Here is a 19,059-nt window from a genome sequence, read left to right on the forward strand (position 1 = left end):
TATACGAATATAGGAAGATTTTAAGCTATTCTATAAATTTTTAAGATGTGCTTGTACATCTACTACGGCAATGGTAACCATATTGACGATTTCGCGCACAGAGCTATCCAGTTGCAATACGTGAATAGGTTTGTTCATACCCAAAAGGATTGGACCTACTGCCTCAGCTTCACCAACTTCTTGCAATAATTTATAAGCGATATTTCCGGACTCCAAATTAGGAAATACGAGTGTATTCGCCGATTTTCCATTTAAGCAGCTGAACGGGAAGTTTGCTGTCAACATTTCGCTGTTCAAGGCGAAATTTGCTTGTAAATCACCATCAGCAATAATCTCTGGATGTTGATCGTGTAGGATCTGCGCTGCTGCTCTCACTTTTGTTGGCGTTTTTCCCTCACTTGAACCAAAATTAGAGTAGGATAGTAATGCAATACGTGGCTGAATGTTCATACGTCTCACCGCTTTATCCAGTAACAGCGTAATGTCTGCTAATTCTTGTGCTGTAGGGTCTTCATTTACGGTTGTATCCCCCATGAAGATTGGTCCTTTTTTAGTTAACATCATATACATACCTGCGACACGGCTGCCTGGTTTAGCACCGATTACATGTAATGCCGGACGGATTGTATTTGCATAATTTTTGGTCATACCGGAAATTAGGGTATCAGCTTCGCCAAATTCCACTAAAGAGGCGCCAAAATAGTTGCGGTCGTACATCAACTTACGCGCATCGTATTTCGATATACCACGACGTTGTCTTTTGACATATAGATGCTCAATAAATTTCTTCGAGCGCTCCGTTTCGTTATCAACTTCAGCAACTGGGTCGATAATTTCAAGGCCATCCAGTTCAAAAGCATATTCTTTGATTAGACGTTCGATTTTATCTCTTCTACCCAAAAGAATTGGAATCGCAATACCTTCTTCTTTAACAATCTGTGCCGCACGTAACGTTTTGTAATTGTCTGCTTCTGCAAAAACAACACGTTTAGGATCTCTTTTAGCAGCCATGGTCAAATTGCGCATAATCGCATCATCTTTACCAAGACGTTTACGTAGGGAATCGCTGTATTGATCCCAGTCTTCGATTACGGTCTGTGCTACACCTGATGCGATGGCCGCTTTTGCAACAGCCATAGAAACTTCAGTGATCAAACGCGGATCGGTAGGTTTTGGAATGATATATTCTTCCGAGAATTTTAAATTGCTGGTATTATAGGCTTGATTTACTTCTTCTGGAACAGGTTGTTTCGCCAAGTCTGCAATTGCACGCACTGCAGCAATTTTCATTTCTTCGTTAATTGCTGTTGCACGTACGTCCAAAGCACCACGGAAGATATAGGGGAAACCCAATACATTGTTTACTTGGTTAGGATAATCTGAACGACCTGTACCCATGATAATATCGTTACGTGTTGCCATCGCCAAATCGTAAGCAATCTCAGGATTTGGATTTGCCATCGCCAATACAATTGGGTTCGGAGCCATTGATAACAACATCTCTGCCGACATGACGTCTGCTGCCGAGAGACCGATAAATACATCTGAATCTTTTACAGCGTCTGCCAGTGTGCGAATATCGCGATCTGTTGCATATTGTGCTTTCATACTGTCTAGATTTTCTCTATCGGTACGGATTACACCTTTGCTATCCAGCATCACAATATTTTCTTTGCTAGCACCTACTGAAATATACATTGCTGTACATGACATTGCAGCTGCTCCGGCGCCATTGACGACGATTTTTACTTTTGAAATATCTTTACCAATAATTTCACAGGCATTGATCAATGCTGCACCTGAAATGATTGCAGTACCATGTTGGTCATCGTGCATCACAGGGATGTTCATTTCTTCTTTTAGACGGCGTTCGATTTCAAAACATTCCGGTGCTTTGATATCTTCCAGGTTGATACCTCCAAAAGTCGGCTCCAATGCTTTGACGATATTGACGAACTCATCGACATTTTTGGTGTCCACTTCGATGTCAAATACATCAATGTCGGCAAAAATTTTGAATAATAAACCCTTACCTTCCATGACTGGTTTACCAGCTTGGGCGCCGATATCGCCTAAGCCCAATACTGCTGTACCATTACTGATAACAGCAACAAGGTTTCCTTTTGCGGTATATTTATAAGCATCTTCTTTGTTCTCAGCAATAGCCAAACATGGCTCCGCTACACCTGGAGAATATGCTAATGACAAGTCTCTTTGCGAATTTGTTGGTTTGGTCGGAACAACAGCTATTTTACCAGGTCTACCCATTGCGTGGTAGTTTAACGCTGCCTGTTTACGATTAGTGTTACTCATTACGATTTTATTAATTTAAGGCTACAAATCTATCATTCTTTTTGATAATTGGAAATATTTGCCAATATCTTATTATAATTAGACAATAATATGTTACTTCAGGACATCCAATAGTTTAAACATTTGCTGACGCATGCTGGACGCCGATCCTGCATAGTTGTTGACCAGTAAAGTATAAGTAAACGACTGCCCTGTTTTATTGGTATGCACACCTGTATAACCAAGTACGCCGCCAATTGTTCCACTTTTCATCTTCATATTGTTATAGGTGGGAAGACTTTCGTAGAAGGCAGGATACCAACTCTGTTTTTGTGCATACTGCATAATCTTATTCATCGCTGATGTGGTCACTCGATTTTGAGGCGAGAGTCCCGAACCGTCCATACTATTGAGTTCACTGGATTTTATGCCTAATTTGGCATTCCAATATTTTTGTACATAATACGCGCCATCGTCGGTGCCCGTTTTACCAGCTGTTGTATAAGCAATCGCTTTCAACAAGGCCTCTCCATAAAGGTTGATGCTCTTTTGGTTAAACCAGAAGACAATTTTGTCTAAGGTTGGAGATAAATGGATATCGAGGGTCTGTTTTTTTGAAATATCAACTGAATCCATCTTGGTCCCGGTAGCTGGTAGTTCGCTGGCGGTGATACCGTTGTTACTTAGTACTTCATTTAATTGATAAGCGAGATCATAGGCCGGGTCTGGCGAAGAGAGCTCGATAGTTTTCTTTAGGTCCTGTCCATAGGTGCCGCGCACAAATATCTTGGTCGAATAGGGAGCGGCATAGGCGTACACATTGTCTCCGCTTCCCGATTTACCCGTGGTTGTTTCATTGATGATTTCCAGATACGGAACTGGCGTTGTGTAATTGGCGATCTCAGCTTTAGCTCCGACTTTAGTGCTTGGCAGAAAATTTATGCCAAAGGCATTTTCACACCAATTGAGGGAAGAAATTCCAGCACCATAGTAATTGCCCATGTCGGTCCAGATCCAGCCCCCTGGAAGCTGGTTGCCATTGTAAAGCCGGTCATCGGCGATGATTGCGCCATTTATACTTTTAATACCGGCATTCTGGACTGCTGTAAGCCACTTGTTCAGTATCGTTGTTGCTTGAGTCTCCGGGTAGCGGGCGCTGCCGAGGGTAGGATCTCCAGTACCTGTCACTATAATATTTCCGTTTAACACTCCGTTCTCGTCGATTTCACCTGTATAATACAGGGTTGTTTTGAACTGAAAATTCTTGCCCAGGAAGTCCAAGGCCGTAGCCGAAGTGATGACCTTCATGGTGGAGGCGGTCGCCAATCCGACGTTCTCATTTGCTGCGAATACAGTCTGGCCTGTTTTTGCGTCGAAAACAGTCAATGAGCTCAAACCATTTCTGAGGTTTTCCTGATTTTGAAATTGCGTGAATGCATCCTGAATTTTACTACGAAGATCCTGTGCATATACTGGCGTAGCAACGGTCGTTAACGTGTAGGCTGAAAAGGCAATGGCACTTAGCACAAATTGGTTCATATATCATGTTTTTATAGTCCTATGGTATATCCAGCTTATCTTCGATGAGCTTGTTGGCACGGTTATTTTTATTCGTGTTTGGAACTCATGGATATTCCATTGGACGTATTGTAATTCCTGGAACGCTGCCAATTTTAGGGAAAAGCGTTTGCTGTAGTTCGTTTATTTTATTTGGCTTAAAGTTAGGCATTCGACCCTAAAAAATCCTAACTTGCATAAAATTGTATAGACGACATGAAGCATATCGAAAAATTAGCTGCCATTCGTGAGGCGATGAAGGTTCAGGGAATCGATGGATATATCATTCCATCTTCAGATCCTCATATTAGTGAATATCTACCGGAACGTTATAAATGTATTGCCTGGGCGTCTGGTTTTACCGGATCAGCAGGGACGTTGGCAATCACACAGGATTTTGCCGGCCTTTGGACCGATTCTCGTTACTTTGTCCAAGCATCAGAGCAATTGGCGGGAACAGGCTTTGAATTGGTGAAATTGAAAGTGCAAGGTGCAGCGGAGTATGCAGATTGGTTGGGCGAACAGTTGGGCGCTGGTGCTAAAGTTGCTTTTGACGGCAATCTCGCTTCTTTATTAGTGGCTCAATCTGTTCAGCATACTTTGGAGCCTTTGGAGATCAAAGTAGATGGTCATGTTGACCTGTTGTCGTCATTATGGGAAGGACGACCAGCGCTGCCTAAGGCACAGGCCTACCTGCTGGACGAAAATATTACGGGACAGTCAACGGTTTCTAAAATTGAAGCTGTTCGTGCGGAGATGAAAAAGAATAGAACGGAAGCTCATCTGATCTCATCTTTGGATGACTTGGCCTGGTTATTAAACATCCGTGGTCAAGATGTACCATGTAATCCTGTTGTTTTGGGATTTGTATTGATTACCCCAGAAAATGCAACGCTTTATATCGAACCTTCGAAGCTGACAACTCAGGCGACTGAAGAACTTAAAGGCTATGGTGTGGGTGTTTCGGCTTATGAAGATATTTTTAAAGCGATTCCTTCATTGGATGTTGCTTCAATTTTAATTGATCCTAAACGTACCTGTTTTGCTGTTTACGACAGCATACCTAAAGAGGTTAAGATTGTCGAAAAAATAAACCCCTCGACAAGTTTAAAAGCGATTAAGAATAAGGTTGAAGTTGAAAATAACCGCCATACCTTTGTGAAAGACGGTATAGCGTTGACGCGTTTCTTCAAATGGTTGGAAGAGAATGTCTCCTCTGGTGAGCTTTCTGAATTATCTATTGCGGAGAAATTACGTGGATTTCGCGAAAGTCAAGAGGGTTTTGTCGATGTCTCATTCACGACAATTGCGGGATACTTGGATCACGGTGCCCTACCGCATTATTCAGCCAATGAAAAATCGAACTATATATTACAACCTAAAGGTTTACTATTGGTCGATTCTGGCGGACAATATACTACTGGTACAACGGATATTACAAGGGTGGTAACGCTTGGTGGTCTTACGCAGGAGGAAAAAGAGGATTATACGCTTGTACTCAAGGGAACAATAGAAGGCTCTCAGGCCATTTTCCCTACTGGAACGCGCGGCTATCAGATCGATGCCATTACGCGTCGTCCATTGTGGGAAACATTGCGCAATTATGGACATGGTACAGGACATGGCGTCGGTTTCTTCCTAAACGTACACGAAGGTCCGCAAGTGTTCAATGCAGCTGCAATAGATGTTGCTGTTGAACCAGGGATGATTACATCGATAGAACCCGGATTGTATCGCGTAGGCAAACATGGTATCCGCATTGAAAATCTTGTGTTGACCCGTAAGGCAGGTTCTTCTGAATTTGGAGACTTTCTGGATTTTGAGACACTAACAATATGTTATATCGCAACCGATTTAATCGAAAAATCCCTATTGGATAAAAAACACATTGCTTGGTTGAATAACTATAATCAGTGGGTGTTTGATCAATTATCGACTCATCTTACTGCTGAGGAAAAGAATTGGTTGGCAGACAAGTGTCAGGCGATTTAATCCAAAAAGAATAACAACAGTGGTTATCCGCTGCGCACAACACGAAGTTGTCAACATAAACGGTCCCCCAATACTTAGGCAGAAAAGTTGGGGGACCGTTTTTTTAATCGGGTTTTTTCAAAATCTCATAAATGGATTCTTTTCCAAAAGGTTTCAGAATGAAACCGCTTATAAAAGGGTAATTTGCCAGTTGCTCCTGATCGTTTTTGCTCGTGGAGGAACTGACGATAAAAATCTTGGTTTGCTTGATGAAATCGGTCCGGTTTTCAAGTACATCCATTAACTCCCAACCAGTCATAAATGGCATATTGATATCCACAAAGAGTATTGCTGGCATCAACGACTGGCTGATGTCATTGTTCTCCAAATAATCCAATGCATCCAGTGCATTTTTGAAAGAATGATAGTCAATTTCATATTCGGTAAATCCCTGTAGCATATGGGCGAAAATAGTCCGTAAAATGGCATTATCATCAATGAGAATGATCGTTCTTTTGGTTTCAGGAGTCATGGTCTTTTTGATTAATAATTGTTTTCATCGTGTCAATAACCCTCATCTTGGTTTTGATTGACAGCGCAGTTTTTCTTTCACTCTTTTATTTATGAGATCACGCTGTCCAGGATTGTAGCAGTTATTTTCTGCTTCAGGATTGAACGCTGATTTTTTTATTATAGCTGTATCAGCGGATCTGTATATGCTTTTTCTAAAAATTTGACATAAAAGGTGCTACCCGAATCGATTTTACTTTGTACATCGATTTTTCCACCCAATGATTCGATCTGATATCTAATGAGAAACAATCCGACACCTTTACTCTCAAATCCACGGTGAAAAACCTTTTTGAACATAAACAGCTCCGATTTGTATTTTGGCAGGTTAATGCCCAGCCCGTTGTCTCTAACCGTTAATAACGTTCCTTCTTGTTCCTGATGTGTATGTATTTCGATCTTAGGGGCTCGGTCTGTCGCTGTAAATCGGAGCGCATTACTGATGAGGTTGCTGAAAATACTTTCCAGATAAATCTTAGGATAATAGATGTCTTTTACATTGAATTCGATGGAAATAGTTGCATTTTTTTGCTGTATTTCTTCCATAAATTGCTGCTGCACTTTTTTGAATATATCTAAAAAATTACATTGTTCATAAATCAGTGAATTGTTTGATTTAATATCAAGTATTCCGTCCAAATTATGTAACGTTTCAGTCAGATCGTCACTGCTCGTATGCAGCAGGTTCACAAAATCAGCCTTTATTTTTTCATCATGTGTTAACTTAATTTCAGCAATAAGCATCTGTATATTGCTGAGTGGGCCTTTTAGATCATGAGCAAGTATGTTCGCAAATTCTTCCAGTTGCCGTATTTTGGTTTCAAGATCTATTTTGACTAAATCCGATTCAATTTTTTGCCGTTTTAGGATTTCGATATTCTTTTTTGATTCGGAAATATCCTGCACCTGGACGATGAGAAATTGTGCGGTATTGGTATTATCAAAAACTGCCGCAACCGTTACAGAACACCAGACAAAATGTCCTAATTTATGTATATAGCGTTTTTGAAGCGTAAATGCGTCGATTTCACCCCTGACAAGTTTTTCTCTAAGTTCAACATCTTTGTTTATATCGTCGGGGTGCGTTCTATCAGTAAACTTGGTTTTCGACATTTCTTCGTGAGAATAACCAAGAATTTTGGTTAACATATTATTGGATTCTATGGAGTAGCCTTCGAGACTCGTCAATGAAATTCCCAGACCTGATAAATAAAATGCTTGATTAAACTTGTGTTCATTGAATTTACTTTTTTCATTGGACTCGACTTGTTTTGTAATGTCGGAAATAACCAGGGCTACCCGGTTCTGAGCCCTATGTATAGGTTTAATCTGTAAACGATACCATTTGTCCTTGTGCTCGTTTAAATTGGATTGAAAATCCATCTTAAGTTCGCGGTCCAATTTTAATGAATTTTGTATCAATTGGACAGTGGGTACAGCAAGATCCGGCGGAAAGAGTTCTGTGAGACTCTTGTTTAGAAATTCTTCGGGACTGTAGAACAAGAGATCTGGATTGTTGGTCCAGTAGTTTTTAAATACACCAGCATCGGTTACTTCAAATACGAGATCATTCAATGAGGCAACAAGCAATTGAAGTTGGTGTTGTTTATCTTCCAGGACGCGGTTTTTATTGACCAATTTCGATACATCCATAAATGAAATTAAAAGACCTTTTTTATTGTCTTTTATCATAACATGAACATCGAATTGATACCATTTAAACTCTTGATCCTTTTTTCTTCCTAGGATAATTTCATTTTGGTCTTGGTTTTTGGAAAGAGCTGTAAAAAATGGCGTTTCTGTAGGCGACAATACCGAAAGATCATCTGCTGTGTAAAACGTTATTAATTCCTGTATTTTGTAGCTATCTGCCGTACTATCGAAGTCTAAAAGTTCTTGAGCCCTTTTGTTGAATAGTAGAATAGTGCCATCATCTGTGGTCGTGATTGTTCCCTCCAACCTTGTATTTACAGTTTGATCAAAAAGCATAGATAAAGAGTCCCGCTGCTGATGCATTATTCAACCATATTTAGGGTTAATTTTCTCATTTAAAAGTATAAGCAACTCATTGAGTACTTAATTTGCAAAATTGGTAACTTTTACCCCAAAATAATAAATAAATATTAAAATATGTAACTTTTTATATAAAATACTAGCAGGTATATTGTTATGTATGCATAACAATATACCTACTAGTATTTTACCTCTTCTGTGCCTAAGACCTTCTGTCTAATTCTTAATTTTTTCTAGCCACATCCAGTTGAACCAAAGTGGTTGTACTTGTTTACTATTAAAGGTTATGATATACTTTCCGGGCTTATCGAATTTAAATTTGCCGATGCGGTTTTCGACAAATTCTTCTGTATAATTGTTTTCATTGGGCTCGACCACCATTTTGTTGGTCGAAGCAAAACTTCCTTCCAACCGCTGATTGGTCGTACTGACTTCAAAAACACTGTTTTCTTTATTGGGATTATGTGCTGAAAAATCGAGTGAGTAGATGCCCGCTTCAGGGATGGTTACCTCCCAATCGATCTTCGTATCCCCCGTCAGGATCGCATGCGTTGGGTTTTTGCCGTTATAGCGTACAATTTTGAGTCCTTGGTTGAGGCTATTGGTTGATTTCAATGAAAAGCCACCAAAGGTTGATTCTGGGACCGTATTTTTGTCTAGTTCCACCGGCCCATTAAAGGTTAATTTAACTTCTGAAACATAATGATCCGGCTGCGCGTCAGGCAATTGGATATGGATTAAACTGAGACTTTGATCAAATTTTAGTGCCGTTGATACACTTCCCTTCATCAGGGAAACCTGTTCTGGTGTCGATTTGATTCCTGTAATCCGAAGTGTATGGTCTAAGGGCCAATTAAAGACGTGTGCATACACGAGTGTTTTTTGCCCTTCCTTTTTAGTTGTCAGGTAACCCCAATCGAACTGGTTGTTTTTTAGATCAAGGCCGGTGCTGCCGTAGATGCCCTCTCCGTATGTGTTTAGCCAATTTCCGACTTCGTGCAGACGACTGACACTTTCGTAGGGCACTGTTCCATTGGCACGTGGCCCGATATTTAAGGTGAACCCGCCGTTGAGACTTACATTGGAGATTAAGGACTGGAAAATTTGACTGGTTGACTTCCACTCATTTTCCTGACCATTGTAACCCCAAGAATGGGCAATTGTTCCAGGGGTTTCCCAGGGATGGTTAATGTAATTGCTACCAAATTGGTTGTCACCTAATGTTTCGAAATCCACATTTTCAGCATCCGTAGGAAGACCTAGACGTGAATTAATCAAGCAATTAGGTTGTAGTTCACGGATAAGTTTGACAACCTGAAGTAATTGTTCTTTTTTAATAATAGATTTTTGATAAGGGATCCACATGTCGAACCATATCAAGGCAATGTCGCCATAATTGGTCATCAGTTCGCGCAGTTGAGGGATGACTTTTTCTTGCCAATATTGATTGTATTGGGCATCGGTAACATGTCCCGACAGCTCCTGTTGATGGTTCCAGCCGTATGGATGTTCCCAGTCAATCCAATGTGAATAATAAAAACCCAATTTCATACCGTGCTTTCTACAGGCTACTGCAATATCTTTGATGACATCCCGATTGGAACCACTCAATTGTGGAAGGCTATAATGACCAACTTTTGTGTCCCAAAGAGCAACACCATCGTGATGTTTGGCGGTGATGATAATGTATTTCATCCCAGCTTCTTTTGCTAGAAGAACCCATTGCTCAGGATCTATTTTACTCCAGTCGAAACGTTTTGCCAAGGTACCGTATTCTTCTTTGGAGACGCGGTTGCGATATCTTAACCACTCGGCATAGTTATTCATATAACGCAAAGGTTCGCCCTTCCACATGCCTTCAGCTGCACTGTACAGCCCCCAATGAATGAACATGCCAAAGCGGGCATCTTTAAACCATGAGGCTTTTTCAGAAGTTTGTGCAAATAGTTTGGCTGAAATACTGAATAGCAATAATGACAGAATCAGTAGTCGCTTGATTGATGGTATCATAAAGGTTGTTCTGTTTTTTGACTTACAAGATAGGCAAAAAATCGAATATCGATCCTTAAATTGGGTTTTGAAGTGGCTGTGAAGGATAAAATGTCGTCTGTAAAAAAGAGAAAACCCCTCGTATTTAAACGAAGGGTCTTTGTTTAGTATGAAGCTTTAACGCGATTATTTCAAGTTAAAGGCCTGGATAATCTTTTTAAAAACTGCTGTATTGTTGTAGATGCCAATAAAATTTTGCGCACCTGGTCCATAAGCAAAGACAGGTACCATAATATTGGTATGGTCATCGCTACTGAAATTGCCCCTAACAGTTCCCTTTTTATAATTGGCATCCAACACGGAAAGTCCGCCAGTTTCGTGATCTGCAGTGACAATGACGAGTGTTTCACCATCTTGGTCCGCAAATTTTAGGGCTTCCCCGACAAGCCGATCAAAGTCATGTTGTTCGGTAACAACATAGGGAAGATCGTTGGCATGGGCTCCATAGTCAATTTGTGCACCCTCGGCCATGATAAAGAAGCCATTTTTATTTTTAGACAAAAGCTCAATCGTTTTTGAGAGGGAAGTTTTTAGCATTTCTCCCCGTCCATCGAGTATTCTTCTTGTCGCAGAATCCGCCAGGAGTACGAGCTGTTTGCCTGATGTCGCTTTTTCAAAATCACTTAAATTTTGCTGAAGCTGATAACCTTTTGCCGTCAGTTGTTTCATCAGCGTGTTATCCTTGTTGTTGAGGAAGCTTTCGCGACGGGATCCAACGAGAATATCCACATGGCTATTTTTGAAATCTGCCGCAATTTCCTGTGACATGGTCCGATCGATCTGATGTGCGTAAAATGCAGCCGGAGTGGCATCTGTAATATCTCCCGCACTGATTATACCGCTTTTGATCCCGTGTTGAGCAAGTGTATCAGGAATAGCGCTCAACAATTTACCGTCTGCATCCACGCCAATGTAACGGTTATTGGTTTTATGTCCAGTAGCCAAAGCTGTCCCACCCGCAGCGGAGTCTGTAAAATCCGAGTTGGATGCTTCGGTGCGCGAAAGACCAATATGTTTCATATTGATGATATTGGACTGACCAAAATTGGCACTTAAACCTGCTTGTATTTGGGCTAAGCCCATTCCATCACCAATGAGTAAAATAACATTCTTGACCTTGCTCGTTGCACCATCATTTTTATAGGTTGGCTGATAGGGAATGTAGGCCTTTGGATTTGCGTATTCGACTTTAGCGTTGTTTAAATAGAAATTCTTAAGTGCAGTAGGGTGGTCTGTATTGATCCAGTCTACCCCCATGTGACCAAGCTCTTTCCAACTATTGGGACTATCTTTCGTAGCCCAAAAACGAAAGGGTTTACCTAATTTATGCGCTTTGTCTATTACAGATTTCATCTTTTCAAGGTCGGGCGGAGTGGGAGTTCCTTTGCCATTCCAGACAGAATACTGCTTAATATCCTGACTGATCATCCCAATATGTTTGAGCTGTGCCGGCGTATAGTCTTTTTCCGGCCTACCATCAAAATAAATCATCGATGGATAATTGTCGAACTTTTCGGGCGGTGGGATTTCACCGCTGACGACAATTTTAATGGCGGAAGGATTTTTCTGCTGGTCGAATACAGATTCGTTGCCCTTCAAATCGGCTAACAATTTAGACAATACCTGTTCGTAATTTTCCTTAATATCAATCACAAGCTGCAAGGTTTGCTCAGGTTTGGCATAAGGTTTATTGCCGTTCTCCTTAAAGAAAGCAATTAAAGGGTCGATGTAAAGTTTTTTCAACGTCTTCCCTGGTTTGATTTCGCTGCTTTCATGGGCAACGTAAAGCTCCCCATTGCGGTAGAAGACGTCCGCTTCGATAGAGCCCATTCCAGCATAGTAAGCCTCCAACAGCGGGATTTGTTGTTTGTAATCATTGTGGCTATGACCTGCATTGGCAGTCAGTTTCTGTTGTGCAGAAACTGACTGAATGCTTAGGCCGGCAAATAACAGCCACATTAATTTAGTGTTTTTTACCATCCTGCGTTTTGTTTAATGACACCGGAACTGTTGTCGATCTCGCGTTGTGGAACAGCCCAGACATCATGTACTTGCGGATTGAAATTTCTAGCCGGCCAAATTACAGCACCATCAAAATCGTGTAGCGGTTTGGCATAGGTAGCTTGCGCATCGCCCCATCTGACCAAATCGCGGTGACGGTCTGCCCATTCACCAGCAAGCTCATTGCGGCGCTCACGTTTTAGGTCTACGAGGGTCATTCCGCTTTTTGCGATTAAACCAGCTCTTTTTCTAATTTTATTTAATTCGGTATCACCAGCACCAGCGCCATTTAAATTAATGGCCGCCTCAGCTTTAATCAATAATACTTCGGCATAACGCATCAAGGGTACATTGAGGTCTGTAGTGCCGTTGTCACCATTTGGATTGACATGTGTTGGAATAGGGTTGGCATATGAAAATGGTTCCATGTACTTTTTGAACTGATAGTTCGAAGTCGCGCCACCGTCTTTAGTAAATGTACGTTCTGCGCCAAAAAACTGGAATTTGTCTCCTGGTTTCAAGATTGTTGCTTCACGACGCAAGTCACCTGTTTCAAAAGAATCGTAAAGTTCTTTTGTCGGCAGATAGTAACCCCAGCCGTTGTAAATTCCCCAAGCTTTGTTGGTCAACATCACACCTGGAAGTTTGCTGCCCCAGCCAGTACCACCACCATTTGGCGTACAGACCACCGACCAGATATATTCTTTGGACCAGTTGTTGGCGGCTTTAAACACATCCACAAAGTTGGTCAATAATTCATGTTTGCCCGAACTGATCACCATATCCGCGTACTTCGCTGCATTGGTATAATCTTTTTTGTACAGATATACTTTTGATAAATAGGCCCATGCAGCTGTTTTGTGGGCTTTACCATAATCGGTATCCTTCATCTCAGAAAAATAAGGAAGGTTGTCGGCCGCTTTTAATAGCAGTGAAATGATGTAATCGTAGTTTTCGTTAACGTTGTTTGCTCTGGCTACCGGAACGGAAGCATCTGTTTCAGGCGTAACAATAGGCACACCTGCCTTGTCGTTACCATAGTTTGCTGCCAGCTGAAAATAAACCAGGCCTGCATTGAAATAGGCGTCACCAATGATTTGTTTTTTTCGAGCTTCATCCATGGAGATATTGGGAACATTGATAATAATATCGTTGGCCCTTTTTATAATCGCATAACGCATGCTCCATTGCGATTCTGTATAACCGCCACCGATGTAATTGCGGTTGAAATTTTTGATATTGTCCGCTTCGGGTTTGTTACGTCCGGTCACCATGTCGTCACTGGCATTAATAAACCAGAACATTCCACGGCCATAATAATCCTCTTCGTTGTACTTTTCATACATACCAGCTTCTGCTTTGATCGCATCTTGTTCCGTTTTCCAGAAATTCTGTGCAGACGGGGAGCCCTCTGGCGTTATATCTAACTGTTTGTTGCACGATGCAAAAAATGCTAGTGCAGCTATTGCAAGGTATTTTATATTCGTTTTCATTTTTTTTTATTTTTTAGGGCTGATAAGTATAACTCATCTGCATTGTTTTAAGATTAGAAATTGACATTTAAACCGACAATAAAGCTTCGGGCTTGTGGATAACGGCCGACATCAAGACCATTGTTATCCATCCCAATTTCTGGGTCAAAACCTGTATATTTTGTAATGGTGAACAGATTATTGGCTGTTGCATAAATGCGTACGTTACCCGTCTTAAATTTGCTTGCAATTGATTTTGGTAAAGTGTAGCCTAATGTAACGTTACGAATGCGGAGGTAAGAACCGTTTTCAATGTAAAAATCGGATGCATTGAAGTTTCCGTTCGCATCTGAGGTGGAAATGATTGGCACTTTACCATTTGGATTTTCTGGAGACCAGGCGTCCAAAATACCCGTTAACTTATTGTAAGAAGGGCCACTTGCACTATACGTTGTTCTTTTGATAGCGTTGAAAAGCTTGTTGCCTTGAACGCCCTGAGCAAAAATATTGAAATCAAAATCCTTATAATTCGCATTAAAGCTCAATCCATAGGAGAAATCCGGGTATGCACTGCCCGCAAAATAACGATCTTCAGGTCCGATTGAACCATTGCCATCGATGTCTACAAATTTGAAATCTCCTGCTTTTGCATTCGGCTGAATTTTTTGTCCATTGGCGTTTTTGTAATTATCAGCTTCGGCCTGACTCTGGAAGATACCATCTGTTTTGAGCACATAGTAGCTGTAGAGCGGTTGACCGACGGTAATAGAGAGCGGAGCCAATTCATTTCTGAAATTAGTACCCACAGCAATGGTGTTCAAGCCCGGTGCTAATTCTTCAACCTTGTTGTTTAATTTGGTTAAGGTTGCATTGATGGAATATGTAAAGTCGGAATTTCTTGAACTATTATAGGTCAATCCTAGCTCGATACCCCTGTCTTTGACTAAACCCGCGTTGATCGTTTGACTATTTAAGCCTGCTGTACCTGGTAGTGAACGGGTTAAGATCATTTTATTTGTTTCCTTAATAAAATAATCGGCGACTAAGTTAAAATGGTTGAAAATTCCCAAATCTAAACCTATATTAGTCTGTTTACTTTCAGCCCAAGTGAGGTTCTTGTTGGCCAGAATCGTTTGTACGTATCCTTTTTGTAAGGTCGGTGTTTGACCGAAATAACTTTGTGTCGATGCTAGTAGCGGGTTGACAGCTGCAGCTGACAAACTACCGAGATTACCTAAAATACCATAGCTACCGCGTAATTTTAATTGATCTAACCAGGTTACTGATTTTAAAAACTCTTCTTTGCTGATTACCCATCCTGCTGATGCAGAAGCGTAGTTTTTAAATCTATTTTCCTTTGTCAACATGGATGACCCATCGCGTCTACCAATCAACGATAATAAATATTTATCATTGTAACTGTAGTTTGCTCGTAAGAATAGCGAGGATATTGCTGTTGAAGCGTAGCCACTTTCTGAAGGTTGAATGGTATTGGCATTTGTTAAATAACGGTATTGTTTGGACTCATCGTCAAAACCTGCTCCGGAAGTATATAGATAGGTGTTTTTTGTCTTTTGAAAGGTATAACCACCGGTTAGGTCAAGTTGATGCTTGTCGAAAGAAGTTTTGTAATTTAAAACTTGTTCTGCTAGGATATCGTTTGCATCATCAGCTCGTTCAACCAGACTATTGCTCAAAACGGGTTTGCCTATTTCCGGACGTCGTGGTGTAAAACTTTTATATCTAGCGTTTGATTTAGTAATACTTAAGTTGGATCTGAATGTTAAGCCTTTTGCCAATTGGATGCTCGCATAAGGATTGACAACAAGGACATTGACCGGATTGTTGATGTCGATGCGCATCAGTTCGGCAACAGGGTTAATGATATCACCGTAATCGCCCGGGAATGGCCCTGGTAGACCGGCAAAGCTGCCATCAGCATTGTAAGGGGTTCCATTGGTTGGATAATAGATAGCCGATAATAGCGCTCCTGTATAATCGCTGCTCGTATTGGCACCATTTCCATTGGTACTGCTGTAGGATAAGTTTTCACCAACTTTCAACCAGGGGGTAAGTTGATGTTCTGAATTTATACGGAAGTTATAACGCTTGGTTTTCGTATTTAGGACAATACCTTCGGCGTTGCGGTAATTGAAACTGAGGTAAAAACTAGATTTTTCGCTACCACCATTAATTGCAGCATTGTAATCCTGTAGTGCTGCATTTCTAAAAACTTCATCCATCCAGTTTGTTTTGGTCACTAGACCCTCCGGGTATTTGGTCGGATCAAAAGCAGGTAGGATGGTCGTTCCACCATTTTTTGCAGCTGTTGCAGCGACTTCGGCACGTTGTTCGGCATTTAGCGGCTGTAATTTTCGCCAAGCGCTTTGTTGGCCTAACTTGGCATCAACGCTAATTTGCATCTGCCCTTTTTTTCCTTTTTTAGTGGTGATCAACACCACACCACCAGAAGCTCTGGCACCATAGATTGCTGCAGAAGCATCCTTTAATACAGAAATAGACTCAATGTCGTTGGGATTTAATTGTGGCGTACCTAGGAAAATGGAACCATCAATAACATAGAGTACACTTTCACCATTTATACCACCAGCACCGCGGATATTGATACGGGGTGAAGCAGTTGGGTCACCACCTTCGTTTGTGACAATAACACCTGGCGATTTTCCGGCCAATACTTCGCCAACGCTGTTGACAGACCTAGACGATAATTTGTCAAGTGAAACCAAGCTTACAGCGCCCGTTAATGTCTCTTTTTTCTGCGTTCCATAACCAACAACAACAACTTCGGATAGGGTCGAACGTTCTTCGCTTAGCGTTACATTAATAACTTCATTTTCGCCAACTGCGACTTCCTTGGAATGGAATCCGACCATCGAAAAAGAAAGTACAGCTTGCGGTCCTGCCTCGATTCGGAAGGCTCCTTTTGTATCTGTTGTCGTTCCAACCTGCGTACCAACTACTTTTACAGAAACACCTGCGATTGCAGTTCCCAATGTGTCCCGTACAAAACCTGTCACGATACGATCTGCCTTCATGTTTGCTTGTGTGTTCAAGATCACATAGTCCTCTTTTTCCACCGCATTGATTCCAAGCTTATTCAAAAGAGAGCGAACTGGTTCAGTTTTAAAACTGCCGCTTAAGACCGTGTTACGTTCTTGCAATAGATCAGGATTGTAAACAAAATGAAGGCCTGAAAGACTCTCGATTTTGTGTAGAATCACATCGAGTTTCTCGCCCTTGCTTATTTTGATGTTTACACTGCTTTTGTCCAGACGTTGGGCCATGCTTGGGGAGGCCATCAATGAACTGCAGAATACCGAAGTAATCGAAAATGCGATGCAGGGATACTTCATGATCCGATAAAAAGAGAATTCTCTTTTGAATGCAGGTGTTTTCATTTTTTTGTAATGATTAGGTAATGAATTACGCATGGTGACTAAGATGTTTTAGGTAAATTTTTAGACATTATTTGTGGACTTTAAATATTTTATCCTTTTCAATCGTACTGTACTTGAGGTGATGTAGGCTGCAGATGATATCCAGTATTTCTGCCGGATTTTGTGTGCTATTGAATGTGGCTGTTGTTTTTAAAGGCGAAAGTGAAGTGTCTTTTAAGATAATTTCGATGTTGTAGACATATTCCAGTCTTTTTACCACCTCCTTAAGTGGTGTTCCATCAAACGCAATGGCTACGGCTGTATTTTTTTCTACTAGGTTGCGCGATGATTGTTTGGTCTCTTTATCATAGCGTAGACTTTGGTTTTTGGTTAATATGCCGAGGATCTTATCATTTTGCTCCACAGCAACCTTACCCGTAGCGACGGTGACTTCGACTTGATCGGAAGCCTGATAGGCTTTTATCCGAAAAGAGGTTCCTAATACTTTAACTGCTAGCTTCGATGCAAGCTGTACCTGAAATGGATGCTTCTCGTCGTGGGCAATGTCAAAGAAGGCTTCCCCCTCAGTAAGTGCTATTTCACGGATATTGCCCTTGAATTTACTTGGATAGCTGATTTTTGAAGATGGTTCGAGGATAATTTCCGAACCATCTGCCAAGACAATCTTTTTATGTTCCCCTGCAAGGGTTGTTGTGACGATCTGCGCAGATGCTGTGATAGGTTGATTATTTACTTTCCAATAAAGAAGTCCTATGGAAGCAATCATTAAAATAGCGGCTGCTATTTTGAATACAGGTGAATACAGCAGGGAAGGTCGTTTACTTCCCTTTTCTGAAATACTGGACTGAATATTGGCCAATAATTGTTCGCGCAGTGCAGCTTTTCGTTCCTGCGGAACTTTTTTTGCAGCCTTATCCAGTTGGGCGTACCAATCTTCGACTTGCTTAATCTCGGCGGCGGTAGCCTCTCCATTTAAATATTTTTGCAGTAACTGCTTTGCTTTTTCTTCCCTCATTTGAATACATGTCACTTCAAATGGGAAATGGTACTAGTCGAAAATATTAGGAGTATATTAAATTATTGTTAACACTCAAAAAAAATGGAGGAACTGCCTAAGAGAGGCTTTTTTTGAGCAGTTTCATGGCCGAGGTAATTTGATTCTTGACAGTTTGTACGGAGACATTCAACTCGCTCGCAATTTCCTTGATAGACTTTTCTTGTTTTCGGCTCATGGTGACGACCAGTCGCATACGTTCGGGAAGCAGCATCAAAGCTTCTTCAACTTTTTGCTGCGCGTCTTTTAGGATCAGTAGGTCGTCCGCTGAATCCGCATATCGTTGGTTCATTAAAGTCGCTAGTTCGGCTTTATGTCCATCTTTAACTGTCGTATTCCGAAAATGGTTGATTACTTTGAATTTGACAGCTCCATGTAGATAGGCTGCAAGACCACCAGATATGATGACCTGCTCACGGTGTTCCCACAGCGAAATGAAGATTTCCTGGGTAATGTCCTGAGCCACATTTTCGTCGCCTATTTTCTTAAAAGCTGCATCAAATATGGCTTCCCAGTACAGATTAAAAATCTGTTCCATGGCAAAGTGGTCACCTCGCTTTAATGATGCTATCAATAATTCGCTCACAAGATCAGTTTTAATTGGACAAAGCTAATAACTCAGTATTCCTTTAAAGTTAATAAATCTTAAAGAGTATATTTT

At 41.1% G+C, this 19,059-nt stretch carries 11 protein-coding genes; 1 reads left to right on the forward strand and 10 read right to left on the reverse strand.

The genetic code is table 11. The features are described 5' to 3' along the window. Window positions 1-30: 30 nt before the first annotated feature. Both B3P16_RS14990 and dacB read right to left on the reverse strand, forming a co-directional pair. Entirely contained in the window at window positions 31-2,313 is a 2,283-nt protein-coding gene (locus tag B3P16_RS14990; RefSeq protein WP_070563373.1) for an NADP-dependent malic enzyme, read from the reverse strand. A gap of 93 nt (window positions 2,314-2,406) precedes the next feature. Next, complete coding sequence (dacB, locus tag B3P16_RS14995) at window positions 2,407-3,831, reverse strand: D-alanyl-D-alanine carboxypeptidase/D-alanyl-D-alanine endopeptidase (protein ID WP_286752256.1); 1,425 nt, start codon at window positions 3,829-3,831, stop codon at window positions 2,407-2,409. Between the two features lie 234 nt (window positions 3,832-4,065). Here dacB and B3P16_RS15000 point away from each other — a divergent pair, with 234 nt between their 5' ends. Next, on the forward strand, window positions 4,066-5,841 hold the full coding sequence (locus tag B3P16_RS15000; RefSeq protein ID WP_286752257.1) for an aminopeptidase P family protein: 1,776 nt from the start codon (window positions 4,066-4,068) through the stop codon (window positions 5,839-5,841). Between the two features lie 103 nt (window positions 5,842-5,944). On the opposite strand, the gene B3P16_RS15005 is transcribed toward B3P16_RS15000, so the two are convergent. The 8 genes from B3P16_RS15005 to B3P16_RS15040 all read right to left on the reverse strand — a co-directional run bounded on the left by B3P16_RS15005 (window position 5,945) and on the right by B3P16_RS15040 (window position 18,984). Next, complete coding sequence (locus B3P16_RS15005) at window positions 5,945-6,352, reverse strand: response regulator (protein ID WP_286752258.1); 408 nt, start codon at window positions 6,350-6,352, stop codon at window positions 5,945-5,947. A gap of 158 nt (window positions 6,353-6,510) precedes the next feature. Next, window positions 6,511-8,379 carry a sensor histidine kinase gene (locus tag B3P16_RS15010; protein ID WP_286843426.1) on the reverse strand — a complete coding sequence of 623 codons (1,869 nt, stop codon included), beginning with the start codon at window positions 8,377-8,379 and terminating at the stop codon, window positions 6,511-6,513. Window positions 8,380-8,619: 240 nt separating this feature from the next. Beyond that, window positions 8,620-10,413 (reverse strand): alpha-L-fucosidase, encoded by a 1,794-nt coding sequence (locus B3P16_RS15015; protein ID WP_286752260.1) that lies wholly within the window; start codon window positions 10,411-10,413, stop codon window positions 8,620-8,622. A 165-nt stretch (window positions 10,414-10,578) separates the two neighbouring features. Further along, window positions 10,579-12,432: an alkaline phosphatase gene (locus B3P16_RS15020; protein WP_286752261.1), complete on the reverse strand. Its 1,854-nt coding sequence runs from the start codon at window positions 12,430-12,432 to the stop codon at window positions 10,579-10,581. Continuing rightward, entirely contained in the window at window positions 12,426-13,946 is a 1,521-nt protein-coding gene (locus B3P16_RS15025; protein ID WP_286752262.1) for a RagB/SusD family nutrient uptake outer membrane protein, read from the reverse strand. Before B3P16_RS15025 ends, B3P16_RS15020 begins: the two co-directional genes overlap by 7 nt. 53 nt (window positions 13,947-13,999) lie before the next feature. Next, window positions 14,000-17,344, reverse strand: a complete 3,345-nt coding sequence (locus B3P16_RS15030; RefSeq protein ID WP_286752263.1) for a SusC/RagA family TonB-linked outer membrane protein — start codon at window positions 17,342-17,344, stop codon at window positions 14,000-14,002. A gap of 67 nt (window positions 17,345-17,411) precedes the next feature. Beyond that, the gene (locus B3P16_RS15035; RefSeq protein ID WP_286752264.1) at window positions 17,412-18,359 is read right to left on the reverse strand and encodes a FecR family protein; all 948 of its coding nucleotides are present in this window, start codon (window positions 18,357-18,359) and stop codon (window positions 17,412-17,414) included. Window positions 18,360-18,456: 97 nt separating this feature from the next. Next, window positions 18,457-18,984 (reverse strand): RNA polymerase sigma-70 factor, encoded by a 528-nt coding sequence (locus B3P16_RS15040; RefSeq protein WP_156167646.1) that lies wholly within the window; start codon window positions 18,982-18,984, stop codon window positions 18,457-18,459. Between the last annotated feature and the right edge of the window lie 75 nt (window positions 18,985-19,059).

Origin of the sequence: Sphingobacterium sp. UBA7631, assembly GCF_002483935.1 — a bacterium.
Taxonomy (GTDB): domain Bacteria; phylum Bacteroidota; class Bacteroidia; order Sphingobacteriales; family Sphingobacteriaceae; genus Sphingobacterium; species Sphingobacterium multivorum.

Excerpts from the sequence above, each read along its gene's own strand:
- B3P16_RS14990 (WP_070563373.1), bottom strand. The coding sequence starts at position 2,313 with ATGAGTAACACTAATCGTAAACAGGCAGCGTTAAACTACCACGCAATG.
- dacB (WP_286752256.1), bottom strand. The coding sequence starts at position 3,831 with ATGAACCAATTTGTGCTAAGTGCCATTGCCTTTTCAGCCTACACGTTA.
- B3P16_RS15000 (WP_286752257.1), top strand. The coding sequence starts at position 4,066 with ATGAAGCATATCGAAAAATTAGCTGCCATTCGTGAGGCGATGAAGGTT.
- B3P16_RS15005 (WP_286752258.1), bottom strand. The coding sequence starts at position 6,352 with ATGACTCCTGAAACCAAAAGAACGATCATTCTCATTGATGATAATGCC.
- B3P16_RS15010 (WP_286843426.1), bottom strand. The coding sequence starts at position 8,379 with ATGCTTTTTGATCAAACTGTAAATACAAGGTTGGAGGGAACAATCACG.
- B3P16_RS15015 (WP_286752260.1), bottom strand. The coding sequence starts at position 10,413 with ATGATACCATCAATCAAGCGACTACTGATTCTGTCATTATTGCTATTC.
- B3P16_RS15020 (WP_286752261.1), bottom strand. The coding sequence starts at position 12,432 with ATGGTAAAAAACACTAAATTAATGTGGCTGTTATTTGCCGGCCTAAGC.
- B3P16_RS15025 (WP_286752262.1), bottom strand. The coding sequence starts at position 13,946 with ATGAAAACGAATATAAAATACCTTGCAATAGCTGCACTAGCATTTTTT.
- B3P16_RS15030 (WP_286752263.1), bottom strand. The coding sequence starts at position 17,344 with ATGAAAACACCTGCATTCAAAAGAGAATTCTCTTTTTATCGGATCATG.
- B3P16_RS15035 (WP_286752264.1), bottom strand. The coding sequence starts at position 18,359 with ATGAGGGAAGAAAAAGCAAAGCAGTTACTGCAAAAATATTTAAATGGA.